This is a genomic window from Janibacter hoylei PVAS-1, from assembly GCF_004025845.1.
In the GTDB taxonomy this organism is placed as follows: Bacteria; Actinomycetota; Actinomycetes; order Actinomycetales; family Dermatophilaceae; genus Janibacter; species Janibacter hoylei.
In genome coordinates this window covers 32,294-56,842 of sequence record NZ_PIPF01000012.1, presented here as the reverse complement: position 1 = coordinate 56,842, position 24,549 = coordinate 32,294, and the positions used below count along the sequence as shown (strand labels likewise).

Sequence of the window (24,549 nt, the reverse complement as noted above, 5' to 3'; positions counted from 1 at the left end):
CCGGCCGCGCCGGCCGCGCCGGCGGGGCCGACCGGCCGCGTCGGCGGGGCCCGTCAGCGGCGCGGCGAGGGCGGGACGACGTCGTCGCCGTCGTCACCGACGAGCGGGGTGATCTCCGCGGTCTCGTGGTCGCTCGGGGGACCGAGCCGGACCTGCGTGCGCGGGCGCTCGGGGGTGGCTGCGCCGGGCGCCTCGGTCGGCGCGCCGGAGGTGCGGTCCTCGGGGCCGGCGTCGGAGTCGGCACCGGGCTGACTGGCGGTGGGCTCGATCGTGGAGTTGGTGCCGGCCTGTGTCGGGGTGGCTGGGGTCGGCTCGCCGACGTGCTCGATCTCCACGGCCTCGTCCGACTCGGCAGCGTCGGGCTCCAGCTCGCCCTGCGGGGTGTCCTCGGACTGGCTCGCGTCCGGCTCGGTCGGGTCCGCCTCGGCCGCGTCCGGCTGGCTTGCGTCCGGCTCGGTCGGGTCCTGCGCGGTCGGGTCCTGCTCGGACGCTTCGGTCTGTGCCGCCTCGGCCGTACCGCTCTGCTCGGACCCCTCGGTCGTCTCCTGCGCGGCGGGGGCGTCGTCCCCCGTGGTCTCCTCGTCGGCGGCCGACCCTGCCGCAGCGCCACCGACCGGTGCGGGAGCCAGGTCCTCCTCGTCGGCGAGCCGGTCGTCGAGGCGACGCAGCTGCCGGGCGAGGTCCTCGGCGGCCTCGTCGTCGCCGGCGGCCACGGCCGTCATCATCGAGCGCACGAGCGACATCTCGTGCACGAGTCGGGCCCGCCGGTGCAGGTGACGGTCCGGGCGGTCGGCACGGGCGTGGGCGTAGGCCTCCATGACCGTGTCGAGGGCCTCGGGGTGCAGCTCGTCGACGAGCGCGGCGAGGTCGTCGGCCGGGTCGGCGACCTGGGCCGACTCCCAACCGAGGAAGCCCTTGATCTCCGGCTCCTCGCCGTCGTCCGGGGTCGCGAGGACGGTGCCCCCGCCGATCGCCCCGTGCGTCGGCGTCGTCGTGAAACGCCACAGCGACAGGTCCTCGAGGGTGCGCTCCCAGCGGGTGAGCAGACCCGTGGGCACGCGCCCCATCGCGGCGGCCCGGTCGAGCTCGGCGAGGCGACGCGTCCGGTAGGCCTCCGCCTCGTAGACCGGCACTCCGGCCTCCTCGAAGATGCGTCGGTCGAGGTTGTGCAGCTGGGCGAGGGCGCGCCCCAGACCGGAGGCGAGCGCGGAGCCCGGGGCGATCGAGGCCAGCTCGACCCGACGGCCGGTGAGGTAGGCGCTGACGGCGGCGCGGCCCCCTTCGGGCAGCGGGACCCAGCCCTTGACGGCCGGGACGGGCATGGTCAGGCGACGGCTCAGCAGGGCCAGCAGCGCGGCCGACTGCTCGAGGCCGGCGGAGGCCGCGGGCGTGCGCGGGCAGCGGATGACCCAGCGGCGGTGCTCGTGGTCCTGGACGAAGGCGACGTCGTAGGGACGTGCGGGTCCGGTCCCGATGACCCCCTCGACGGAGGTCGGGTCGAGGCCGGGCACGGCAGCGCTGGCCAGTGCGGCGAGAGTCAGCGGTCCACGAGAGGTCACCCGCCCACCGTACGAGGCGCGGGCCGCCGAACTGGGGAGCAACGCCCTTCGCCGACCGATCCAGCCCGGTCCCGCGGACCTCCCTAGGGTGGGGAGCGTGGACCACGACCCGATGCACGACCTGCCCATGACCGCCTCCGCCATCGACCGGGACGGTCCCGCGCGCAGCGAGCCGGGGCTGCTCGAGACCCTGCTCGCCGACCCCGCCACCCGCGTGCTCGACCTGGTCGGCGACCGTGCGGCCCTCGAGCCCGACCGCACCCTCGCGCTGCGGGCGCCCCGGCCCGGCGACGCCGACGGCCTCCTGCTCTACCTCGGCCGGCTCGACGGGACCGCGCACCTCGCCGTCTGCCGCCCCACCCCGCCCGGGACACCCGTGCCGCGCGAAGAACGTCTCGACGCCGCCCCCTTCGCCAGCCTCCGCGAGGTCGCCGCCGACCTGCCCGCGGCGCAGGCCACCCTCTTCGCCACCGCGCTCGGCCTGGCCAACTGGCACGTGCGCCACCCGCGCTGCCCCCGCTGCGGCGAGCCGACCGACGTCGCCCAGGCGGGCTGGGTGCGACGCTGCCCGCACGACGGCGCTGAGCAGTACCCGCGGACCGACCCTGCGGTCATCATGGCCGTCACCGACGACCGCGACCGCCTGCTCCTCGCCCGCAACGTCGGTTGGCCCGAAGGGCGCTTCTCGGTCCTCGCCGGGTTCCTCGAGCCCGGCGAGACGATCGCCGGTGCCGTCGCCCGCGAGGTCGGCGAAGAGGTGGGGGTGTCGGTGACCGACGTGCGCTTCGTCGCCGACCAGCCGTGGCCCTTCCCCGCCTCGCTCATGCTCGGCTGCACCGCTCGCGCCACGACGACCGAGCTGACCTGTCAGCCCGACGAGATCGCCGAGGCGCGCTGGTTCACCCGCGAGGACTTCCGCCGCGAGCTGCTCGACGGCTACGTGCGCGCGGCGGGGCGCCTGTCGATCTCGGGCCGCCTCATCGAGGGCTGGCTCGGGCAGCGGTTGGACGAGGTGTCGGGGGAGGGTGAGAGGCTGCCCGGGTGATCGACGTGACCGGCCCGCAGTCCGCGGACGACATCCTCGACGCTCTGGACCCCGAGCAGCGCGAGGTCGCCGCCAACCCCTGCGGACCGATGGTCGTGCTCGCCGGTGCCGGCACCGGCAAGACCCGCGCGATCACCCACCGCATCGCCTACGGGGTGCGCTCGGGCGCCTACCAGCCGCAGCGGGTGCTGGCGGTGACCTTCACTGCCCGCGCGGCCGGCGAGATGCGCACCCGGCTGCGTGACCTGGGGGTCGTCGGGGTGCAGGCGCGGACCTTCCACGCGGCCGCGCTGCGACAGCTGCACTACTTCTGGCCGCAGGCCATCGGCGGTGCCGCGCCCGAGGTCATGGCGCAGAAGATCCCAGCCGTCGCCGAGGCCGCCTCCCGCATGGGCATGCGACTCGACCGATCCGAGCTGCGTGACGTCGCCTCCGAGATCGAGTGGTCCAAGGTCTCGCTCCTCACCCCCGAGACCTATGCCGCGTCCGCCCGGCGGGCCCGCCGCGAGCCGCCCGGCATGGACCACACCGCGATGGCCCGGCTCATCTCGACCTACGAGGACGTCAAGGGCGAGCGGGGGGTCATCGACTTCGAGGACGTCCTGCTGCTCACCGTCGGCATCCTCGAGGAGCGCGAGGACATCGCCCGCACGGTGCGCGACCAGTACCGGCACTTCGTCGTCGACGAGTACCAGGACGTCAACGCGCTCCAGCAGCGCCTGCTCGACCTGTGGCTCGGTGGGCGCGGCGACATCTGCGTCGTGGGCGACCCCGCCCAGACGATCTACTCCTTCACCGGCGCCACCCCCGAGCACCTGCTGAGCTTCACCCGCCACCACCCGGGGGCGAGCACGGTGCGCCTCGTGCGCAACTACCGCTCCACCCCGCCGGTCCTCGCGCTCGCCAACCGGATGCTCACCGACACCAACGGGCAGCGGCGGGGAGGGTCCGTCGAGCTCGTGCCGCAGCGCGAAGGGGGGACCCCGCCCCAGCTGACCGCGCTCGACGACGACCCGGCGGAGGCCGCGTGGGTGGCGGCCAAGGTCAAGGAACTGGTCGGGCAGGGCCGGCCGCTGCGCGAGATCGCGGTCCTCTTCCGCACCAACGGTCAGTCCGAGGCCTTCGAGTCGGCGCTGGCCGACGCCGACGTGCCCTACCTCGTGCGCGGCGGCGAGCGCTTCTTCTCCCGCTCGGAGGTCCGCGAGGGGATCCTCCTGCTGCGAGGCGCGGCCCGCACCGACGACGGCAGCAAGCCGCTGCCGGCCTTCGTCGGTGACGTGCTCGGCGGCATGGGCTGGCACGAGGACGCGCCCTCCGGCACCGGCGCGGTGCGCTCGCGCTGGGAGTCGCTCAAGGCACTCGTCGACCTCGCCGCCCGGCTGGCTGCCGCGAGCCCCGAGGCCCGGCTGCCCGAGCTCGTGCGCGACCTCGACGAGCGGATCGCCGCGCAGCACGCCCCGGACGTCGAGGGCGTGACCCTCGCGTCGCTGCACGCCGCCAAGGGGTTGGAGTGGGACGTCGTCTTCCTCGTCGGGTGCTCCGACGGGCTGCTGCCCATCACCATGGCCGAGGGTGTGGAGGAGATCGAGGAGGAGCGGCGCCTCATGTACGTCGGGGTGACCCGTGCCCGCGAGGTGCTCCACCTGTCGTGGTCGCGCGCCCGCAACCCCGGCGCCCGCTCGAGCCGACGGGTCAGCCGATTCCTCGACCACACCGCCTCGATCCTCGGGGAGGGCGCTCGCTCGACCCCCAAGCGCAGCAGCTCCTCCCGCGGGTCGGGCCCGCTCAAGCCCTCCCGCCCCAAGGTGTGCAAGGTGTGCGGTACCGAGCTCGCGACCGCCACCGAGCGGGCCTCCGGTCGATGCCCCGACTGCCCGCCGACCTACGACGAGGCGACCTTCGAGCGCCTGCGAGCCTGGCGCCTGGCCGTCTCCCGTGCGGCATCCGTGCCGGCCTTCGTCGTCTTCACCGATGCCACGCTCGAGGCCATCGCCGAGGCCGAGCCGACCGGGCAGCGTGACCTCTCGGCGATCAGCGGGGTCGGCCCGCGCAAGCTCTCGCTCTACGCCGACCAGGTGCTCGCCGTCGTCGGTGGAGCGGACCCTGACGAGGTCGCCGCGGCGTCCGCCGGAGAACCTGAGGCCTGAGCCCGCGAAGGTCGAAAATTTAATTCGGTTGGCACGCCCCCGAGGGCTGGTCTACGTTGGTTCCTGTCAGTCGGACACCGCGTGTGATCCGAAGAGCGCGTTGACGAGAGGAGGGCAGGACCCATGGACAACATCACGATGAACCTCATCCCGATGTCCGGTGCTGCCCTCGTGCCGTCTGCAGATCTCATCTGCGGCGCCACCGGCGTCTTCACCGATCGCGGCCGCACCGCCGCCGCCCCGAAGGCCCCCTTCGTCGTGGACCCGCGCCCTGCAGGACCTGCCGTCTAGACCAGACGGACCCACAGGTCTCCTCACAGGCCGCGGCATCCCACACCGGGAACCGCGGCCTTTGTCGTCCCCCCAGACAGCTCGACACACGCACCCCGCGTCAGGAGAACCCCGTGACCGCACTGACCACCCACCCACCGATACACCGGACGAGCACCCTCACGCCCTGCCAGGCGGAGGAGCCCGAGATCTGGTTCGCCGAGACCCCGGCAGGCGTCGAGTACGCCAAGGCCCTGTGCCAGGACTGCCCCTTCCAGCAGATGTGCCTCGACGGCGCGCTGGAGCGGCGCGAGCCCTGGGGCGTCTGGGGCGGAGAGCTCTTCGACGCCGGCCGGGTCATCCCCCGCAAGCGGCCCCGCGGCCGCCCCCGCAAGCACCCCATCCCCGCCTGAGCGAGATGACGAGAGGAGGCACCGACATGAAGTTCCCCAAGATGCCCCGCCTGCGGGCGACGGACCGGCCCCTGGCCTACGTCCCCGAGGTCGAGCGGCGCGAGCTGCTCGCCCGCCGGCAGGACCCCCGCCCCGCTCACCTGAGCTTCCGATGAGCACGACCGGCGGCGGTGTCGACCACGACTCCGCCCGAGAGGCCGACAGGCCCCACCCGATGCCCCGGGTGGGGCCTGTTGTCGTCGGTGGGGAGGACGAAGGGAGGGTCGTGGCAGGCTGGACCCCATGGCCAGATCCCTGCGCATCGCCCAGGACGAGAGCGCGGATGCGCTGCTGTCGTCGGACCCCTTCGCCCTGCTCGTCGGCATGCTGCTCGACCAGCAGTTCCCGATGGAGCGGGCCTTCGCCGGGCCGGCCAAGGTCAAGGAGCGCTTCGGCTCGCTCGACCCGGCGCGACTGGCGGACGCCGACCCCGAGGCCTTCGCCGACCTGTGTGCGACGCCGCCGGCGGTGCACCGGTACGGCCGCTCGATGGCCGGGCGGATCCAGGCGGTCGCGGCCGCGGTGCGCGACGACTACGACGGTGACGTGACGCGCATCTGGACCGGCGTCGAGACGGCGGAGGTCGTGCGCCGCCTCAAGGCGCTGCCCGGCTTCGGCGACCAGAAGGCGCGCATCTTCGCCGCCCTCCTCGGCAAGCAGCTGGGCGTGCGTCCCGACGGCTGGCGCGAGGCGATCGGCCCCTACGCGGAGGAGGGCTCGCGGCGCTCCGTCGCCGACGTCACCGACGAGACCTCGCTGCAGGAGGTGCGGGACTACAAGAAGGCCGCCAAGGCGAAGGCCAAGGCCGCGAAGTCCTAGGGGCCGCTGCGCCCCCTTCGTCGGCCCGGTCTGCGCATTTCCCTAGGGAAATGCCACCCTCCAACCGCATTTCCCTAGGGAAATGCGCAGGTCGGGTGGATCAGGCGTCGGCGAAGCCGGGCAGGTGACGCTCCATCGACGCCCGGGCGGGGATCGTGGCCTCGAGCTGGCTGAGGACGCCGGTCGCCCCGATGAAGACGCGGTGGATCATCGCGTACTCGCGCGGCATGTTCAGCCGTAGGCCGGTGGCGAACTCCGGGGCGCGCAGGTCGGTGACGCCACGGGCCGCACCCCGCATCCACTCGCGGGTGAAGGCGTGCTCGGGCTCGCGCAGCGGATCGACGAAGGGGAGGACGTACGCGAGCACCTCGTCGGCGTCGACCTCGATGCCGGGCAGGACGAAACCCTCGTCGCGCAGCCCGTCGAGGACTCCCTGGGCGTCGCCGTCGAGTGCCCGCCGCACGAGGCGGCCGACGACGTCGGGGATGCCGTCGGGCAGGCGGGCGACCGCGCCGTAGTCGATGACCCCGAGACGACCGTCGGGGGTCAGCCGGAAGTTGCCGGGGTGCGGGTCGGCGTGCAGCAGCCCGACCCGGCCGGGCCCCTCGAGGAGGAACTCGAGGTAGAGCTGCCCGACGCGATCGCGCACGTCCTGGTCGCCGTCGCGGATGACCTGGCCGAGGGAGGCGCCGTCGACCCACTCGCCGACGAGCACGTGCCGGGTCTGCAGGACGACATCGGGCACGGCCACGAAGGGGTCGTCGCGGTAGGCCTCGGCGAAGGCCCGCTGGTTGGCCGCCTCGAGCCCGTAGTCGAGCTCTTCGTCGGCAGCGGCGAGCAGCTCGTCGGTCACGGGCTTGATGTCGATCGCCGGCATCCACGTCGTCGCGACGCGGGCGAGCCGCGCGATCTGACGCAGGTCGGAGCGCAGCGCCCGGTCGGCGCCGGGGTACTGCAGCTTCACCGCCACGGTGCGTCCGTCGGCGGCCACCCCGCGGTGCACCTGCCCGATGGAGGCGGCGGCCACAGGCCGGTCCTCGATGGTCACCTCGTCTCGCCAGCGCCGGCCGAGGTCACGCGCGAGGATCTCGTGGACCTCGGCCGTCGACATCGGGGGAGCCGCGTCCTGCAGGCGGACGAGCATCTCGCGGTAGGGCCCGACCATCTCCTCGGGCATCGCGGCCTCGAGCACCGAGAGGGCCTGGCCGACCTTCATCGCGCCGCCCTTGAGCGAGCCGAGCACGGTGAAGAGCTGCTCCGCGGTGCGGCGCTGGATCTCTTCGCTGACGACGTCGGCCGGGGTGCCGGTCAGGCGCCGGCCCACGCCACGGGCGCTGCGCCCGGCATGGCCGAGCGGCAGCGAGGCGAGCCGCGCGGCACGACCGGCGGCTCCACGGGGGATCTGGTTCACCCGGCCATTGTGTCGTCCCGGGCTGGACGGGTGCTGGACCCGGACGTCGGGGGCGTCGTCGTCGCGTCGCCGGCCTCCGGGCGCTCGCCCGACCCGACCACCCCCAGGGTCGGCTCGGCCTCGTCGGCCGGCATGACCTCGTCGCCGCACTCGGGGCAGCGGGGGTGTGCCGGCCAGCGGTGACGCTCGAGGGTGGGCCCGGGCATCGCCACCTCGAAGGACCACTCTGGTGTCCCGAGCCGTCCGGCGACGTGGTCGAGCACGAGTGCGGTCGTCAGGCCGGCAGCGAGCAGGCGGACGGCGGGCAGGCCGTCGGCCGGCTCGGGGCCCGCGACCCGGGGGCGGGTGAGCTGAGCTCGCAGGTAGGGCCAGTCGGGGTCGACCCCGACTCGGGTGAGGTCCAGGCAGTGCAGGCAGGGGCGACCGCCGGGGCTGATCACCGGACCGATGCTCGCGTGGGCGGGCTGGCACCACAGCGGCAGCACCGGGGTGCCGACGGCGAGCCAGGGGTGCACCGCAGCGGGGTCAGCAGGTGCGGGGCTGGCGACGACGGCAAGGTCACGGGAACCCCCTTCGCCACCGAGGCGCACCCGGGTGACCTCGACCTGCCCGCCCTGCCGCAGGACGTCGGCGAGCAGGGCGGGCAGGGCGCCGGACCCGACGATCGCCACGCGGGGCAGCCCGGTGTCGGCGACCGGTGCGAGGAGCCCGGAGGCCACGAGCTGGTCGAGGACGAGGGTGGCTCGTGCCGGCTCGATGCTCTCGAGGGCGGCGGCGGTGACGGCTTCGGTGAGAGCCCGGTCGGGGTCGAGTGTGCTGAGCCAGCGCACCTCGGCGTCGGCGAGGCCGACCAGACGCAGAGACCGCGGACCGACGCCCAGCTGGACACTCCCGTCGGGCCGGCGAAGGGGGCGCAGCGCCGCCCCGCGTGGTGGGTGGGGAGGTGGGTGCATCGCCGCTCGCTCGTTCGCTCGGTGGGGGTGGGGACCACCTTGGCGCAGATCGTGGCGACGGCTGCGGCGTCATCCACAGGCCCTCCCGACGTGCGCATTTCCCTAGGGAAATGCGGCGGGGACGGAGGTGGCCCTGCGCATTTCCCTAGGGAAATGCGCAGGGTGGCGGTGATGTGCCTAGGCAGATGCGGCGAGCAGTTCGCGGATCGAGGCGTCGAGGTCGGGCGGCAGGTCGTCGACGGGCCACCAGGCGACGTCCAAAGACTCCTCGGAGACGATCGGCTCGCTGCCGGCGGCGGCCACCGCCACCCAACGCACGTCGAGGTGCTCGGTGCAGCGGGTGAAGCCCGAGCCGAGCGCGTGCCGGTCGAGCTGCGCCGGCCCGGGGAGCAGGGTCAGCGCGCCGGCGGGCAGGCCCGACTCCTCGACCGCTTCGCGGAGCGCGGCCTCGGCGACGCTCGCGTCGTCGGCCTCGATGTGCCCGCCGAACTGCAGCCAGCGCCCCACCTTGCGGTGCAGCGTGAGCAGGACCCGCTCGCGGGGTTCGTCGACGACGAGGCAGGAGGCGGTGAAGTGCGCCGGCGGGCCCGCCTTGGCGCTCGCCTGCTCGTGCGCGCCGAGGTGCGCGAGGTAGTCGCGTCGCAGCGCCTCCTGCTCCGCCGTGGGCGCGACCCAGCCCGACAGCAGCTCGCGCAGGTCCGCGTCGAGGTGCGCGTGCGTCGTCACTGGCCGTCGGGGGAGGCGCCGGATCCGCCTGCGGCAGAGCCCCCTTCGTCAGCCTCGCGCAGGATCGACTCGAGCGCTGCGTCCAGGTCGTCGCTCGCGGACGAGCCCCCGGCGGCGGTGCGCTCGACGAAGCCGAGGACGTCGTCGAGGTCTGCGCCCGTCGGCGCGACGTCCGGGTGGGCCCACACGCCGTCGCGGCCGGTGGCCCCGACGCGCTCCTCGAGCGCGGCGAAGAGGTTGGCCGCGTCGCGCAGCCGTCGCGGGCGCAGCTCGAGGCCGACGAGCCCGGCGAAGGTCTTTTCGGCCGGTCCGCCCGTGGCGCGCCGGCGGCGGATCGTCTCCGTCATCGCGGCCGTGTGCGGCAGGTGCGCGTCGGTCGCGCGGGCGGCCACGTGCTCGACCCAGCCCTCGACGAGAGCCAGCCAGGTCTCGAGCTGGACGAGCGCCTGCTCCTGCGCGGCCGTCGGGCTCGGGTTGAGGAAGCCGCCGGTCAGCGCCTCCTGCAGCGCCACCGGGTCGGAGGGGTCGACCTCGCGCACCGCCGCGTCGATCGCGTCGGTGTCGATCGCGATGCCCCGCGCGTAGGCCTGCACGGCCGCGAGGATCTGCGGGCCGATCCACGGCACCGCGGTGAAGAGACGCATCCGCGCCGCCTCCCGGGCCGCGAGGTGCAGCCACACCTCGTCGAGCGAGACCTCCAGCCCCTCGGCGAAGGCCGCGACATTGCCCGGCAGCAGCCCCACCTGCGTCGTGAGCAGCGGGACGCCCGCCTCGGTCGCGGTCAGGGTGTCCGCCGACAGCGCCCCGACCGCCTCGGCCGTCTGCGCCGTCATCAGCTGCGAGGCCATCGTGTCGACGAAGGGAGCGAGCTGCTGCTGGAGTGCGGACAGGTCCATGCCCGCCGGCAGCCCCAGCGCCTGCAGGTCGGGGGCGCCGGGCTCGTCGAGTCGCGAGGTCATCGACGTGCGGATCGCGCCGGACAGCCCGTCGGCGACCGGGTCGACGAGCGAGGCCCACACGGGCATCGTCGCCTCGATCCAGTCGGTGCGCGAGAGGGCGGCCCCGGTGAGGGCGGGCGCCTCCAGGTCCGTCACCTGGTCGAGCCACAGCGAGGCGACCCGCACCGCTTGGTCGGCCAGACCGTGCTCGCGCTCGCCCATCGTGCGGTCGCCCGCCCCGTCGTCACCCTCGGCGACCTTGCGGGCGGCGGTCACCGCGGAGGTGACGTCCACTCCCTTCGACATGGCGCCGGGGGTGAACATCGCCTTGACCTGCGAGGTCATGGCGGCCACCTGTGCGGGGTCGGCGTCGGCGATCCCCATCGCGCGCAGCTGCTCGACGAGCTGGGGTGGCAGGTCACGGCCGCCGTTGAGGTCCCGGAAGATCCGCATGATCTCCGGGGGCAGCCCGTCGTCCCCGGGGGAACCGGATGGGGTGCTGGGGTCGTTGCTCACGTCGGCGTCTCGTCTCTTCCTGAGAGGATGTGCTGTCCTTCAACCCAACCACGAGCGGTCCCGGATGGTTCCCACCCGGGCCAGGAGGTCCCGTGACCCACCCGGTCCAGCCGGTCAAGAACACCGTCCCGCGCAGCGAACGCATCGCCCGGTGGATCCTCGTGGTCTCCTTCCTGCTGCTCATCGTCGTCCTCGCGGGCATGCTCATCAAGGTGCCGTACGCGGTGGAGCGGCCCGGCCCGGTCACCGACACCCTCGGCACGCTCGACGACGGGACCTCGCTCGTCGCGGTCAAGGGCGCGAAGACCTACCCGACGGAGGGGTCGCTGTACTTCACGACCGTCCGCGTGGTCGGTGGTCCCGAGCGGCACATCAGCGGCTGGGAGTGGGTCATGGGCCACCTCGACGACGACTCGCGGGTGGTGCCGGAGGAGCAGCTCTTCCCGGCCGACACCTCCGAGGAGGAGATCGAGGAGATGAATGCCGCCCAGATGCAGGGCTCGCAGAAGAACTCGATCGCCGTCGGCCTGCGCAGCACCGGCGCCACGGTGCCCCAGGTCAACGTCGTCGGCTCGATCGCGACGAAGCTGCCGGCCAAGGGCAAGCTCGAGCTCGAGGACGAGATCGTCTCCGTCGACGGCAGCCGCACCCGCACCGTCGCCGACATCGTCGACAAGATCTCCGCCCGTTCACCCGGTGACGACGTCGAGATCGTCGTGCGCCGCGACGGCAGGCTGCGGACCGTGAAGCTCACGACGGCCGACCTCGGGGATGGCCGCGCTGGGGTCGGCATCGGCGTGGAGCCGCAGTACGACTACCCGGTCGAGGTGCGCATCGACGCCGGCCGGGTCGGCGGGCCGAGCGCCGGCATGATGTTTGCGCTCGCCGTCCGCGACCGCCTCACCCCGGGCGCGATGACCGGTGGCCAGCGCATCGCCGGCACCGGCACGATCGACGATGCCGGGGTGGTCGGCCCGATCGGCGGCATCGCGCAGAAGATGGTCGGCGCCCACGACGCCGGCGCGCGGTGGTTCCTCGCGCCGGAGAGCAACTGCGGTGACGTCGTCGGCCACGTGCCGGAGGGCTTGACGGTGGTGCCGGTGGGTGACTTCGACGACGCCACGGAGGCCGTCGACGACATCGCGAAGGGGGAGACCGCGGACTTCGCCACGTGCGAGGACGTGGTCGCGCGCTGACCCGGCCCGCCCCCTTCGTGCTATCTGCCTAGGCAAATGCGAACCCCCTGCGCATTTCCCTAGGCAAATGCGAACCCCCTGCGCATTTCCCTAGGTAAATGCGGACCCCTTGCGCATTTCCCTAGGGAAATGCGGTCTTCCACGTGCCTGTGCCGAGGGGGATGCGCAGGTCAGTCCTCGAGGGTCGCGCGCAGCGCGTGCACGAGGCCGGGGGCGATGTCCTCTCCCTTCGCCACGCGGTCGTCGCGGTCGTTGGCCCGCTGACGCAGCAGGCACACGGCGCGGCCGTCGCGGTGGACCGCGACGAGCAGGCGCACGTCCTCGCGCTGCGGGTGCTCGGCCAGGGCGTCGACGGCAGCGGTCGGGTCCTGCGGCAGGTCGCGCTCGGCGCCCGGCGGGATGACGATGCGCTCGACGGCGAGGGCGACGCCGTGCACGGTGTCGGGCCAGGCCATCCGCCCGAGCAGCGACTCGAGGTTGGCGGTGCGCGGCAGATCCTCCTGCTCGATGGCGGTGAGCGCGCCGGGAGCGCGGTCGGCGTCGCCGGTCAGCGAGGCGGCGAGCGCCGGCTCGGCCGCGATGAGCGCGGCGGTGTCGACGAGCGCGAAGACGCGCGGGTTCTGGTCCCACCCGGCCGAGGCGACGTGGCGCTCGGTCTCGAGCGCGGCGACCTCGAGGGGCTCCGCAGTGGGGACGCTGTCGGGGGTGCTGGTGGATGACGAGTCGGGCACGATGCCCATGCTGCCCTACGGCGCCTCAGGTGCGCTGGGTACCGTGGCCCCACCATGAGCAGCGCGAGTTGGCCGGATGACGAAGGGGGCGCGCCGCCGCCCCGGGACGAGGGTCCGCCCTCCCGACGTGTGCCGCGGGGGCGGGTCGGCAAGGTGGCCTTCGTCGTCGCCGTGGTCCTGCTGCTGCTCAGCCTGGCGGCGAGCCTGTGGACCGAGTCGTTGTGGTTCAGCTCCCTCGGCTACTCCGACATGTGGTGGACGCGCCTGCGCACGCAGGTCCTGCTCTTCGTCCTCGGCGGGCTGATCACCGCGCTGCCCATCGGGCTCAGCCTGTGGCTGGCCCACCGCACGCGCCCGATGTCGGTGCCGATGACGCCGGGGGAGCAGGCGCTCGCGCAGTACCGGCGCGCCATCGAGCCCTTCCGCAAGGTGGCGGCCATCGCCCTCCCCGCGGTGTTCGGCGTGCTCGGCGGGCTGGCTGCCGCCGGCCAGTGGCAGACCTGGCTGCTGTGGCGCAATGGCTCGAGCACGGGCACGACCGACGCGGAGTTCGGTCGCGACATCAGCTACTACCTCTTCGCGCTGCCGTGGTGGAGCTTCGTCGTCGGCTTCCTCACCGTGGCCGCGCTCGGGGCCCTCTTCGCGGCGGTCTTCACCCACTACGTCTACGGCGGCATCGTGCCGACCGGTCGGGGTCGGTCCACGCGCGTGGCCTTCCTCCACCTCGCGGTCATCGCCGCGGTCCTCGCCCTGCTGCGGGCGTGGAGCTACGTGCTCAGCGCACACTCGCTGACGACGCAGGAAAACGAGGTCCTCACCGGTGTCGGCTACACGGGCGCGCACGCGCTCGTGCCGACGAAGTACATCCTCGCGGTCGCCGCCGCGATGTGCGCCGGGCTCTTCCTCGCGTCGGTGCGCTCGCGCTCGTGGCGCCTGCCGCTCATCGCCGTCGCGACCCTCGTCGTGCTGTCGGTCGTCGTCGGCTCGATCTACCCGGCGCTCGTGGAGACCTACAAGGTCAGCCCCTCGCGCAACTCGCTCGAGGAGCCCTACCTGCAGCGCAACATCGACGCCACGCGTGCGGCGCACGGGGTGACGGGGGTCAAGACCGACAGCTATGACGCGGTCTCCGACGTCGAGTCGGGGCAGCTGCGCGAGGACGCCGCGTCGATCCCGGGCATCCGGCTGCTCGACCCGGCCGTCGTGAGCACGGCCTACCAGGAGCTGCAGGCGCAGCAGCCGTACTACACCTTCCAGGACGAGCTGGACGTCGACCGCTACGACATCGATGGCGAGACCGTCGACGTCGTCGTCGGTGCCCGCGAGCTCGACCTCGACAAGGTGCCGGCGGACCGCCGCGACTGGGTCAACGACCACACCGTCTACACCCACGGCTACGGGCTGGTCATGGCCCGCGGCACGCAGGCCCGGGCGGGCAACCCGCAGTGGATCACCCCGGAGGACGAGCTCGGCGAGTACGAGCCGCGGATCTACTTCGGCGAGGAGATGGACCACTTCTCGATCGTCGGGCAGGGCGACACGACGACCCCGCGCGAGATCGACCAGCCGACCGGCGGCGAGGAGTCGCGCTACACCTACCAGGGCGAAGGGGGAGTGGCGATCGGTTCGCGGATGCGCCAGGCCGCCTACGCCGTGACCCACCGGGACCTGAAGTTCCTCCTCTCCGACGCGGTCGGGTCGGACTCGCGGCTGCTCGAGCACCGCACCCCGTCGGAGCGGGTGCAGCGGGTCGCGCCGTGGTTGACGCTCGACGACGACGTCTACCCGACGGTCGTCGACGGGCGGATCCAGTGGGTGGTCGACGGCTACACGACGTCGCAGAACTACCCCTACAGCACCGCCTTCTCGATGTCGGGCGTGCAGTCGGGTCAGGTGTCGTCGGTGCAGACCCAGCAGGCGAGCTCGCTCGTCGGCGACCGCATCAACTACATGCGCAACTCGGTCAAGGCGACCGTCGACGCCTACGACGGCACGGTCAAGCTCTACACGTGGGACGAGAGCGACCCGATCGTCAGCGCCTGGGATAAGGCCTTCCCCGGTCTGCTCACGCCGAAGGAGGAGATCAGCGGCGACCTCATGTCGCACCTGCGCTACCCGGAGGACCTCTTCCGGATGCAGCGCGCGGTGCTCGCCGACTACCACGTGACGTCGGCGGCGGACTTCCGCGCCGGCCAGGACCGCTGGCGGGTGCCGGACGACCCGTCGCGGGGCAACGACGGGGTCGCCCAGCCGCCGTACTTCCTGTCGCTCGCGATGCCCGACCAGGAGCAGCCGGCGTGGTCGCTCACCTCGACGTACATCCCCCGGGGCACGCGCAACGTCATGGCCGGGTACCTCGCGGTGGACGCCGACGCGGGGTCGGTGAAGGGCACACCCGCCTCGGACTACGGCCAGCTGCGCCTGCTGTCGGTGCCGCGCAACACCACGGTGCCGGGTGTCGGTCAGGTGCAAAACGACATCGTCTCGTCCAACGCGACCTCGGGTGACGGCAGCCAGACGCTGACCGACTACCTCAACAACGCCAACCGTGGCGGGTCGCAGGTCTCCTACGGCAACCAGCTGGCGCTGCCGGTCGGCGAGGGCTTCCTCCACGTCGAGCCGATCTACCTGTCGTCGGCGTCGGGGACGAGCTATCCGCAGCTGCGGATCGTCATCGTCACCTTCGGTGGCAAGGTCGCCTGGGCGCAGGACCTCGAGACGGCGCTCGACGAGCTCTTCGGCGGGGACGCCGGTGTGACGGCCGAGGGCAAGCCGAGCGGCGAGCCGACGAAGAAGCCCGAGGAGCCCGATGAGCCCAAGAACCTCTCGGCCGACGACAAGAAGCTGCGCCAGGCGATCGCCGGGATGCAGAAGGCCTACAAGGACGGTCAGGACGCCCTGAAGAAGGGCGACTTCGCCGCCTACGACGAGGCCCAGAAGGAGCTGAAGAAGCAGCTCGAGGAGGCTGCCAAGGTGCAGCCGGGAGGGGGCTCGGCCGACCTCGACGCGGGCTGATTTGGTCCTCCCCGTGCGTTCACGTAGAGTTAATGACGCAACGACGCGGGGTGGAGCAGTTCGGTAGCTCGCCGGGCTCATAACCCGGAGGTCGCAGGTTCAAATCCTGCCCCCGCTACCACTCCGAGAGGCCCCCGACCATCTGGTCGGGGGCCTCTCGCATGTCAGGATCCCTTCGAGATGGCCGCGGGTGGCCTCCTCAGGGATCGGGGTGGTGGCCAGCTGGGAACCCGGCGTCGTTGGTGGCGCGTGGTCCCCCTCTCCGGGCAACCAGGTGACATCACCGACGCCAGGTGACCTCAATGACGCCGGGCAGCGCTGGGGCCGCGGGGGATCACGGTCGGTCACCCGTGGCGGGGCTGCGCCGAGTGTTCACCTTGGTGGGGGATCCTGCCCTCCGTGACGCTCCCTTCGCCCCTGCTGCCCGCGCTCCTCGCGGGTGATCGCGCGCCCGCCCCGCGCACCCTCGTCGACATCTTCACCGCGGTCGTGGCCGCCCACCCGGACGCGCCGGCCGTCGACAGCGGGCAGGAGATGCTCACCTACAGCGAGCTGGCGGAGGCTGCCTCGGCGCTCGCCGAGCAGCTCGCCGAGCTCGGCATCGGGCCGGGGGACAAGGTCGGGGTGCGCATCCGTTCCGGCTCGACCGACCTCTACGTCGCCATCATCGGCATCATCCTGGCCGGCGCCGCGTACGTCCCCGTCGACGCGGACGACCCCGACGAGCGGGCCCGGGTGGTCTTCGAGGAGTCGGCCGCCGCGGCCGTCGTCGGCAACGACCTCGTCATCTCGACCACCCCTGTGGGACAAGGGCGCTCGTCGATCGAGCCGTCGTCGCCCACGACCGAGGACGACGTCTGGGTGATCTTCACCTCCGGCTCCACCGGCAAGCCGAAGGGCGTGGCCGTCACCCACCGCAATGCGGCCGCCTTCGTCGACGCCGAGTCGCAGATGTTCCTCGTCGACGACCCGATCGGCCCGGGGGACCGGGTCATGGCCGGCCTGTCCGTGGCCTTCGACGCCAGCTGCGAGGAGATGTGGCTCGCGTGGGCCTACGGCGCGTGCCTCGTGCCGGCCCCGCGCTCGCTCGTCCGCTCCGGCGTCGACGTCGGGCCGTGGCTGGTGGCCAACGAGATCACCATCGTCTCGACGGTGCCGACTCTCGTGTCGCTGTGGCCGCCGAGCTCGCTCGAGCGGGTGCGCCTGCTCATCATGGGCGGCGAGGCCTGCCCGCCCGAGCTGGCCGCCCGCCTCCAGTCGCCCGGGCGCGAGGTGTGGAACACCTACGGCCCCACCGAGGCCACCGTCGTCGCGTGCGGCGCCATGCTCGACGGCACCGACCCGGTCCGCATCGGGCTGCCGCTCGCCGGCTGGGACCTCGCGGTCGTCGACAAGGAGGGCCACCCGGTCGCGGAGGGCGAGTCCGGCGAGCTGATCATCGGCGGCGTCGGCCTGGCCCGCTACCTCGACCCCGCCAAGGACGCGGAGAAGTACGCGCCCATGCCCACCCTCGGCTGGGAGCGCGCCTACCGCTCCGGCGACGTGGTGCGCAACGACCCCGACGGTCTCGTCTTCGCCGGTCGTGCCGACGACCAGATCAAGCTCGGCGGGCGACGGATCGAGCTCGGCGAGATCGACGAGCAGCTGCTGCGGGTGCCCGGCGTCGTCTCCGCCGCGGCGGCGGTCCGCTCGACCCAGGCGGGCAACAAGCTGCTCGTCGGCTACCTGACGACCGACGAGCGCTACGACGCCGCCCACGCCCGCGACCTGCTGCGCGAGCGCATGCCCGCGGCCCTCGTGCCGCGCCTCGCCGTTGTCGACGAGCTGCCGACGCGCACGTCAGGCAAGGTCGACCGCGACGCGCTGCCGTGGCCCCTGCCCACCTCGACCGACACCCCGGCGAAGGGAGAGCTCGGCGAGACCGCGCAGTGGATCGCGGCGATCTGGGCCGAGATCATCGGCGCGGACGTGGGCGACCCGAGCGACGACTTCTTCGACCTCGGCGGTGGGTCGCTCACCGCCGCGCAGGTGGTGAGCCGCCTGCGGGAGAAGAACCCCGAGACGACCGTCGGTGACCTCTACGCCCACCCGAGCCTCGGGGACCTCGCCGCCTGGCTCGACGAGTCGTCGGCCGCGTCGACGATGGTGCGGACCAATCGCAAGGTGCGCCCGATCCGCACGAAGACCCAGGTGGCGCAGCTCGTCGGGATGATCCCCCTTCGTGCCCTCGCCGGCATGCGCTGGCTGGCGTGGCTCGTGCTCGGCGCGACGATCGCCCACCCGGCCCTGCCGTGGCTGCCGACCTACCCGCTGTGGCTCGTCGCGCTGCTCGCCGTGGTCTTCATCGCCGCGCCGGGCCGCATGGCGCTCGCCGCGCTCATCGCCCGGGTCCTGCTGCGCGGCGTCGAGCCCGGCTCGCACCCGCGCGGCGGCAAGGTCCACCTGCGGCTGTGGCTGGCCGCCCGCACCCAGGACGAGCTCGCCGCGGCGGCGCTCTCGGGCGCCGTCTGGTTTCGTTGGTACGCAAGGCTGCTCGGCGCCAAGATCGGCGAAGGGGTGGACCTGCACGCCCTGCCGCCGGTCACCGGATGGCTCGACGTCGGGCCGGGGGCCGCGATCGAGCCCGAGGTGGACCTGCTCGGCTACTGGATCGACGGCGACCTCGTGCACGTCGGCCCGATCAGCATCGGCGCCAAGGCCCGCATCGGCGCCCGCAGCACCCTCTCGCCGGGTGCGGTCGTCGGTCGCGGCGCCGAGGTCGCACCGGGCTCGCACGTGCTCGGCACGGTGACCGCGGGGGAGGCCTGGTCCGGCTCGCCCGCCGAGCGCCGGGCGCCCGCCCGGGGCCCGTGGTCGAGCCAGGAGGCACCCGCGCCGCGTCGGTGGCTCGTCTGCATGGGGGTCGTCGCCGTGCTCGTCGCCAGCCTGCCCGGCATCGCCACCCTCGCGGGGGCGGCCGTCCTGTGGCCGGCGCTCTCCGGCGCCGACTCGCTCGGCGACGCCGTGCGGGCCGCGCTGCCGTGGCTGCCGCTGGCCGCCCTCGTCGGCTACCTCACCCTCGCCCTCCTCGTCATCGGACTGACCCGACTGCTCGCGACCCGGATCGAGCCGGGGCACTTCCCCGTCCGCTCGGCCGAGGGACTGTCGATCCTCTACACGGTGCGCCTGCTCGACCACGCCCGCGACTGGCTCTTCCCCATCTACTCCAGCGCCTTCACCCCGACCTGGCTGCGGCTGCTCGGCGCCCGCGTCGGTGAAGGCGTCGAGGCCTCCACGGTCCTGCTCATCCCCAAGCTGGTGCGCGTCAACGACCACGCCTTCCTCGCCGACGACACCCTCGTCGGGTCCTACGAGCTCGGTGGCGGCTGGATCCGCGTCGAGCGGGTCAAGGTCGGCAAGCGGGCCTTCGTCGGCAACTCGGGCATGCTCGCCCCCGGCCGGCGGGTGCCCAAGCGCTCGCTCGTCGCCGTGCTCTCCGCGGCGCCGCAGCGGGGCAAGGCCAAGGCCGGCGACTCCTACATCGGCTCGCCCCCGCGCAAGCTGCGCCGCACCGCGGACGACATGGACTCCAGCCGCACCTACGACCCGCCGACCCGGCTCAAGGTGCTGCGCTCGCTCGTCGAGCTCTGCCGCGTCGTGCCCCTGCTGTGCGGCGTGGCCCTGCACCTCGCCGTCGGGCTGACCCTGCTCGCCTTGCTCGACCGGTCGGTCTGGGCCGCGGTGCTCCTCGCCGGCCCCGTGCTCCTCGTCGCCGGGCACCTCGCGGCAGGCCTCACCCTCGTCGCCAAGTGGGTCCTCGTCGGCCGCCACCGCGAGGGCGACCACGAGCTGTGGACCTCCTTCGTGTGGCGCAACGAGCTCGCCGACACCTTCACCGAGGTGCTCGCCGCGCCGTGGTTCGCCCAGATCACCGTCGGCACGCCCGCGCTCAACGCCTGGCTGCGCCTCATGGGCAGCCGGATCGGCGAAGGCGTCTGGTGCGACACCTACTGGCTCCCCGAGAGCGACCTCGTCGAGCTCGGCGACGGCGCCACCGTCAACCACGGCTGCGTCGTGCAGACCCACCTCTTCCACGACCGGGTCCTCCAGATGGACCGCGTCGTGCTGGGCGCGGGCGCGACCCTCGGCCCCAACAGCGTCATCCTCCCTTCGTCCAGCCTCGGCCGGGACGCGACGGTCGGACCCGTCTCCCTCGTCATGCGCGGCGAGGGCGTACCGTCACGCACGCGGTGGATCGGCAACCCCATCGGTCCCTGGGAGGAAGAGGAAGCGTGAGGCGCAAGGGCACGGACGACTACGTCCCCGGGCACGGGGACGCCCGCTACGACGTCGAGCACTACGACCTGGTGCTCGACTACAAGGTCGCGGGCAACCGCCTCTCCGGGGTGGCGACGCTGCGCTGTCGCGCGCTCGAGGAGGTCAGCAAGGTCGACCTCGACCTGCACGGGCTGAGCGTCGCGCGCGTCCAGGTCGACGGGAGCAACGTCAAGTACACGCACCGCTTCGACACGCTCACGGTGACGCTCGAGGAGACCCTGTCCGCCGGAGCGGACGTCGAGATCACGGTCAAGTACGCGGGCGCACCCCAGCAGATCCGCAGCCGCAAGCTCGGCGAGGCCGGCTGGGAGGAGCTCGAGGACGGCGTGCTCGTCGCCGCCCAGCCGCACGGCTCCCCGTCGTGGTTCCCATGCAACGACCGGCCGGACAACAAGGCGACCTACGAGATCGCCCTCACCGCGCCGAAGGGGTACCACGTCGCCGTCGCCGGCGAGCTCGTCGACCGCAGCGCGAAGGGGAGCAGCGTCACCTGGACCTACCGCCAGGACGCGCCGATGGCGACCTACCTCGCCACCGTGCAGATCGGGCGGTACGAGGTCATCGAGCAGGAGGGCGCACCGGTGCCCGTGCGGGTCGTCGCCCCCGTCGACCGGCCCCGTGAGGGCTTCGAGGCGGCCTTTGGCATGCAGCCGCAGATGCTCGGCTTCTACGCGGAGCTCTTCGGCGACTACCCCTTCGCGTCGTACACGGCCGTCATCACCGACGACGACCTCGAGATCCCGCTGGAGTCGCAGGGGCTGTCGACCTTCGGGCGCAACTTCATGCGCGACGACTGGGACTGCATCCGGCTCGTCGCCCACGAGCTGAGCCACCAGTGGTGGGGCAACTCCGTGACCCTCACCGCGTGGCGCGACATCTGGCTGCACGAGGGCTTCGCCTGCTACTCCGAGTGGCTGTGGTCCGAGCGGATCGGGCTGATGACCGTCGGCGAGCGCGCCGAGGTCCACCACGAACGGGTGCGCACCGACGAGGGCCCCGACCTGCTCCTCGCGGACCCGGGCTCCGAGCTGATGTTCGACGACCGGGTCTACAAGCGGGGGGCGCTGCTGCTGCACGCGCTGCGGCACGAGATCGGTGACCGGGCCTTCTTCGAGGTGCTGCAGACGTGGACCGCCGCTCAGCGGCACCGCAACGTCACGACCGCGATGTTCGTCGAGCATGTCGAGAGCGTCACCGGGCAGGACCACAGCGACCTCTTCGAGCAGTGGCTCGACGCCGTCGAGCTGCCGCCGCTACCGGCCTGAGGGCCCTGGGATGACGACGACACTCGCGACGCACCCCTGCGGTGCCGTCACGTCGACGTGCGCCCAGTCGGCAACCCTGATCCGGCTCATCGGCGTCCGCAGACCGGTGCCGAGCGCCTTGAGCACCGCCTCCTTGCGGCACCACGCGAGCGCGCGCTCGCGGGGGCTGTCGGCGCGCTCGTCGGCGTGCAGCACGAGCGTCGGGTCCCACCGGGCGTCGACCGCGGCGACCGACTCGACGTCGATGCCCACGGGGTGCTCCGCCACGACCGTCACGAGGTGCTCCCCGCACCGCGACAGGCTGACGTGCGGGGTGCGCCCGTCGGCCAGGCGGGCCCACGGTCGACCGTGGGCGTCCGAGCCGCAGGCGGGGCAGTGCCGACCGGTGGTGGCGGGGACTCCCTCCGACCAGCGGTGCAGGTGGGCCCGCAGCTCGGCGTCGGTCCCTTCGAGACGCTCGCGGGGCGAGCTCCTCAGGGAGCATGGGGGGCTGGCGGGCTCGGTCCCTTCGAGACGCTCGCGGGGCGAGCTCCTCAGGGAACCGTCGTGCCAGGCGATGTCCACGGGTGGAGCGTAGGCGTGCGGGGGGCGGCAGAGGTCCTGAGGGTCTTCCTGATGCTCGGGCTGACGAGTTTCGGGGGACCGGTCGCGCACCTGGGGTACTTCCGCGAGGCCTTCGTCGTGCGGCGGCGGTGGCTCACCGAGGAGGCCTACGCCGACCTCGTCGCCCTCTGCCAGTTCCTCCCCGGCCCGGCGTCGAGCCAGGTCGGCATGGCCATCGGCCTGCGACGAGCCGGCCACCTCGGCATGGCGGCGGCCTGGGTGGGCTTCACGCTCCCTTCGGCCCTGCTCATGCTCGGCGCGGCCCTCGGCGCGCAGGCCGCCGGGCTCACCGGTGACGAGGGCTGGCTCCTCGGGCTCAAGGCGGCCGCCGTCGCCGTCGTCGCCCACGCGGTCGTCGGCATGGCCCGTACGCTCGCCACCGGCCTGCGCCGCGCCCTGGTCGTCGTCGCCGCCCTGGCCATCGCGCTGCTGCTCCCGACGGCCGTCGGGCAGGTCGGCGCGATCGTCGTCGGCGGGCTCGCCGGGCTGCTGTGGCTGCGCCCCGGGACGACGAAGGGGGACCCCGTCACCCCTCCCGTCCGCCGGCGCACCGCCGGACTCGCCCTCGGGGCCTGGGTGGCCCTGCTCGCGGTGCTCCCGCTGCTCGCGGCCCTCGTCAGCGGTCCCGCGCTCGGGGTCGTCGACGGCTTCTACCGCGCCGGGTCGCTCGTCTTCGGCGGCGGCCACGTCGTGCTGCCGCTGCTCGAGGCGGAGACGGCGGGCTGGGTCGGTCACGGCGACTTCCTCGCCGGGTACGGCGCCGCCCAGGCCGTGCCGGGGCCGCTCTTCACCTTCGCGACCTACCTCGGGGCCCTCGTGCCCGGCCTGCACCCCGCCGTCGGGGCGCTGCTCGCGACCCTGGCGATCTTTGCGCCGTCGGCGCTGCTCGTCCTCGGCGGGCTGCCCCTGTGGGACCGGCTGCGCGCCTCCTCCCGCGCCCGACGGGCGCTCGCCGGTGCCGGCGCCGCCGTCGTCGGGCTGCTCGCCGCGGCGCTCTACGACCCGGTCATCACGCAGGGGATCACCGGACCGTGGAGCGTCGTCGTGGCGCTGCTCGCCCTCGCCGCGCTGGCCTCCCAGCGGGTCCCCGCCTGGGCGGTCGTCCTCGGCGCCAGCGCGCTCGGCGCGGTGGTCCTGTAGCAGATCGGGGACGTCCGAGCGAGCGAGACTGACACGATTTCACCCTTCGACACACACTGGGCCACAATGGGAGACGTGAGCGCTAACTCTGGCAAGCACCGCGTCGTCATCATCGGATCCGGCTTCGGTGGCCTCTTCGCCGCGAAGGCCCTGAGCGGCAAGGACGTCGAGGTCACCCTCATCTCGCGGACCGGCCACCACCTCTTCCAGCCGCTGCTGTACCAGGTGGCGACGGGCATCCTCTCCGAGGGCGACATCGCCCCGGCGACCCGCGACATCCTCGCCCGCGACAAGAACGTGCGCACCATCCTCGGCGACGTCACCGAGATCGACGTCGAGGGCCGCACCGTCACCTCGCACTCGCTGAACCAGGCGACCGTCACGCCCTACGACAGCCTCATCGTCGCCGCCGGCGCCGGCCAGTCGTACTTCGGCAACGACCACTTCGCCCGCTACGCGCCGGGCATGAAGGACATCGACAACGCGCTCGAGCTGCGTGGGCGCATCTTCGGTGCCTTCGAGCTCGCCGAGACGTCGACCGACCCCGAGGACCGGGAGCGGCTGCTCACCTTCGTCGTCGTCGGCGCGGGCCCGACGGGTGTCGAGATGGCCGGTCAGATCGCCGAGCTGTCGCACAAGACGCTCGCCCACGAGTTCCGCCACATCAACCCGCGTGACGCCCGCGTCATCCTGCTCGACGGTGCGCCGCAGGTGCTGCCCTCCTTCGGTGACCGCCTCGGCGGCAAGACCCGCGCCAGCCTCGAGAAGCGCGGCGTCGAGGTCCAGCTCGGCGCCATGGTCACCGAGGTCGACGGCACCGGCATCGAGGTCAAGGACAAGGACGGCACGGTCCGTCGCATCGAGGCCATGACCAAGGTCTGGGCCGCCGGCGTCGCCGCCTCCCCGCTCGGCAAGATGATCGCCGACCAGGCCGGCGCCGAGGTCGACCGCGCCGGGCGCGTCCACGTCGAGGAGGACCTGACCGTCAAGGGGCACCCGGAGATCTTCCTGGTCGGCGACATGATCAACCTCAAGGGCTACCCGGGCGTCGCCCAGCTGGCGATCCAGGGTGGCCGCTACGCGGCCAAGGAGATCCTCGGCCGACTCGAGGGCAAGGAGCCGCAGGCCCCCTTCGTCTACAAGGACAAGGGCTCGATGGCGACGATCTCGAAGTACTCCGCCGTCGCGAGCATCGGCAAGATCAAGCTCACCGGCTTCATCGCCTGGTTGGCCTGGCTCGCCGTGCACCTCATGGCGATGGTCGGCTTCAAGAACCGCATCTCCACGCTGCTCAACTGGATCATCACCTTCGTCGGCAACAACCGCAACGAGCGAGCCACGACGATCCAGCAGGTCTTCGCGCGGCGGGCCTTCGAGGACCTCGGTCCCAATGCCTACCCCGAGCTGCCGCGGCGCGGCCACGAGGAGCAGCGCGACGCGTCGTAG

General features: G+C 73.1%; 19 protein-coding genes and 1 tRNA gene. 13 read left to right on the top strand and 7 right to left on the bottom strand.

The features are described 5' to 3' along the window. Nucleotides 1–53 precede the first annotated feature (53 nt). Nucleotides 54–1,559, bottom strand: coding sequence for a phosphotransferase (locus CWN80_RS12470; protein WP_157986933.1), 1,506 nt, complete (start codon nt 1,557–1,559; stop codon nt 54–56). Nucleotides 1,560–1,656: 97 nt separating this feature from the next. Between CWN80_RS12470 and nudC the strand changes: the two genes are divergently transcribed. The 6 genes from nudC (at nt 1,657) to CWN80_RS12450 (ending at nt 6,292) form a co-directional block, all read left to right on the top strand. Next, nucleotides 1,657–2,604, top strand: coding sequence for an NAD(+) diphosphatase (gene nudC / locus CWN80_RS12465; RefSeq protein WP_007929881.1), 948 nt, complete (start codon nt 1,657–1,659; stop codon nt 2,602–2,604). Beyond that, nucleotides 2,601–4,751: an ATP-dependent DNA helicase UvrD2 gene (locus tag CWN80_RS12460; RefSeq protein WP_007929880.1), complete on the top strand. Its 2,151-nt coding sequence runs from the start codon at nt 2,601–2,603 to the stop codon at nt 4,749–4,751. The genes nudC and CWN80_RS12460 overlap by 4 nt, the downstream gene beginning before the upstream one ends. A gap of 123 nt (nt 4,752–4,874) precedes the next feature. Next, complete coding sequence (locus CWN80_RS15435) at nt 4,875–5,042, top strand: hypothetical protein (protein WP_156811819.1); 168 nt, start codon at nt 4,875–4,877, stop codon at nt 5,040–5,042. A 113-nt stretch (nt 5,043–5,155) separates the two neighbouring features. Further along, a complete protein-coding gene (locus tag CWN80_RS12455; protein WP_007929879.1) occupies nt 5,156–5,434 on the top strand; it encodes a WhiB family transcriptional regulator in 279 nt (92 codons plus the stop codon). 26 nt (nt 5,435–5,460) lie between these two features. After that, nucleotides 5,461–5,589, top strand: a complete 129-nt coding sequence (locus CWN80_RS15980; RefSeq protein WP_259908690.1) for a hypothetical protein — start codon at nt 5,461–5,463, stop codon at nt 5,587–5,589. Nucleotides 5,590–5,716: 127 nt separating this feature from the next. Continuing rightward, entirely contained in the window at nt 5,717–6,292 is a 576-nt protein-coding gene (locus CWN80_RS12450) for an HhH-GPD-type base excision DNA repair protein (protein WP_007929878.1), read from the top strand. A 100-nt stretch (nt 6,293–6,392) separates the two neighbouring features. Here the strand turns inward: CWN80_RS12450 and CWN80_RS12445 are convergent, their stop codons facing one another. The 4 genes from CWN80_RS12445 to CWN80_RS12430 form a co-directional block, all read right to left on the bottom strand. Continuing rightward, a complete protein-coding gene (locus CWN80_RS12445) occupies nt 6,393–7,703 on the bottom strand; it encodes an ABC1 kinase family protein (RefSeq protein WP_007929876.1) in 1,311 nt (436 codons plus the stop codon). Next, nucleotides 7,700–8,656, bottom strand: a complete 957-nt coding sequence (locus CWN80_RS12440) for a TOMM precursor leader peptide-binding protein (protein ID WP_128277381.1) — start codon at nt 8,654–8,656, stop codon at nt 7,700–7,702. Before CWN80_RS12440 ends, CWN80_RS12445 begins: the two co-directional genes overlap by 4 nt. Nucleotides 8,657–8,833: 177 nt before the next feature. Then, nucleotides 8,834–9,382 carry an NUDIX hydrolase gene (locus tag CWN80_RS12435; RefSeq protein WP_128277380.1) on the bottom strand — a complete coding sequence of 183 codons (549 nt, stop codon included), beginning with the start codon at nt 9,380–9,382 and terminating at the stop codon, nt 8,834–8,836. Next, the gene (locus CWN80_RS12430) at nt 9,379–10,836 is read right to left on the bottom strand and encodes a zinc-dependent metalloprotease (protein ID WP_007929891.1); all 1,458 of its coding nucleotides are present in this window, start codon (nt 10,834–10,836) and stop codon (nt 9,379–9,381) included. Before CWN80_RS12430 ends, CWN80_RS12435 begins: the two co-directional genes overlap by 4 nt. 92 nt (nt 10,837–10,928) lie before the next feature. On the opposite strand from CWN80_RS12430, the gene CWN80_RS12425 reads away from it, so the two are divergent. Beyond that, nucleotides 10,929–12,032 (top strand): YlbL family protein, encoded by a 1,104-nt coding sequence (locus CWN80_RS12425; RefSeq protein ID WP_007929890.1) that lies wholly within the window; start codon nt 10,929–10,931, stop codon nt 12,030–12,032. Between the two features lie 170 nt (nt 12,033–12,202). On the opposite strand, the gene CWN80_RS12420 is transcribed toward CWN80_RS12425, so the two are convergent. Beyond that, nucleotides 12,203–12,772, bottom strand: a complete 570-nt coding sequence (locus CWN80_RS12420; RefSeq protein ID WP_007929889.1) for a PPA1309 family protein — start codon at nt 12,770–12,772, stop codon at nt 12,203–12,205. Between the two features lie 45 nt (nt 12,773–12,817). On the opposite strand from CWN80_RS12420, the gene CWN80_RS12415 reads away from it, so the two are divergent. From CWN80_RS12415 to CWN80_RS12400, 4 genes are all read left to right on the top strand, one after another. Next, nucleotides 12,818–15,778, top strand: coding sequence for a UPF0182 family membrane protein (locus tag CWN80_RS12415; RefSeq protein ID WP_128277379.1), 2,961 nt, complete (start codon nt 12,818–12,820; stop codon nt 15,776–15,778). A 44-nt stretch (nt 15,779–15,822) separates the two neighbouring features. Next, nucleotides 15,823–15,899 (top strand) — tRNA-Met (locus CWN80_RS12410). A gap of 278 nt (nt 15,900–16,177) precedes the next feature. Continuing rightward, complete coding sequence (locus CWN80_RS12405) at nt 16,178–20,053, top strand: Pls/PosA family non-ribosomal peptide synthetase (protein WP_128277378.1); 3,876 nt, start codon at nt 16,178–16,180, stop codon at nt 20,051–20,053. Beyond that, nucleotides 20,050–21,360, top strand: coding sequence for a M1 family metallopeptidase (locus CWN80_RS12400; protein WP_192899865.1), 1,311 nt, complete (start codon nt 20,050–20,052; stop codon nt 21,358–21,360). Before CWN80_RS12405 ends, CWN80_RS12400 begins: the two co-directional genes overlap by 4 nt. On the opposite strand, the gene CWN80_RS12395 is transcribed toward CWN80_RS12400, so the two are convergent. Next, entirely contained in the window at nt 21,349–21,924 is a 576-nt protein-coding gene (locus CWN80_RS12395; protein WP_128277377.1) for a 4'-phosphopantetheinyl transferase family protein, read from the bottom strand. The two genes, CWN80_RS12400 and CWN80_RS12395, sit on opposite strands and share 12 nt — an antisense overlap. On the opposite strand from CWN80_RS12395, the gene chrA reads away from it, so the two are divergent. After that, entirely contained in the window at nt 21,907–23,103 is a 1,197-nt protein-coding gene (gene chrA, locus CWN80_RS12390; RefSeq protein ID WP_337590147.1) for a chromate efflux transporter, read from the top strand. The two genes, CWN80_RS12395 and chrA, sit on opposite strands and share 18 nt — an antisense overlap. Before the next feature lie 66 nt (nt 23,104–23,169). Continuing rightward, nucleotides 23,170–24,549 carry an NAD(P)/FAD-dependent oxidoreductase gene (locus tag CWN80_RS12385; protein WP_040881742.1) on the top strand — a complete coding sequence of 460 codons (1,380 nt, stop codon included), beginning with the start codon at nt 23,170–23,172 and terminating at the stop codon, nt 24,547–24,549.

Coding starts and splice junctions, on each gene's coding strand:
- CWN80_RS15435 (WP_156811819.1), top strand. CDS start 4,875: ATGGACAACATCACGATGAACCTCATCCCGATGTCCGGTGCTGCCCTC.
- CWN80_RS15980 (WP_259908690.1), top strand. CDS start 5,461: ATGAAGTTCCCCAAGATGCCCCGCCTGCGGGCGACGGACCGGCCCCTG.
- CWN80_RS12450 (WP_007929878.1), top strand. CDS start 5,717: ATGGCCAGATCCCTGCGCATCGCCCAGGACGAGAGCGCGGATGCGCTG.
- CWN80_RS12440 (WP_128277381.1), bottom strand. CDS start 8,656: ATGCACCCACCTCCCCACCCACCACGCGGGGCGGCGCTGCGCCCCCTT.
- CWN80_RS12420 (WP_007929889.1), bottom strand. CDS start 12,772: ATGGGCATCGTGCCCGACTCGTCATCCACCAGCACCCCCGACAGCGTC.
- CWN80_RS12415 (WP_128277379.1), top strand. CDS start 12,818: ATGAGCAGCGCGAGTTGGCCGGATGACGAAGGGGGCGCGCCGCCGCCC.
- CWN80_RS12385 (WP_040881742.1), top strand. CDS start 23,170: ATGGGAGACGTGAGCGCTAACTCTGGCAAGCACCGCGTCGTCATCATC.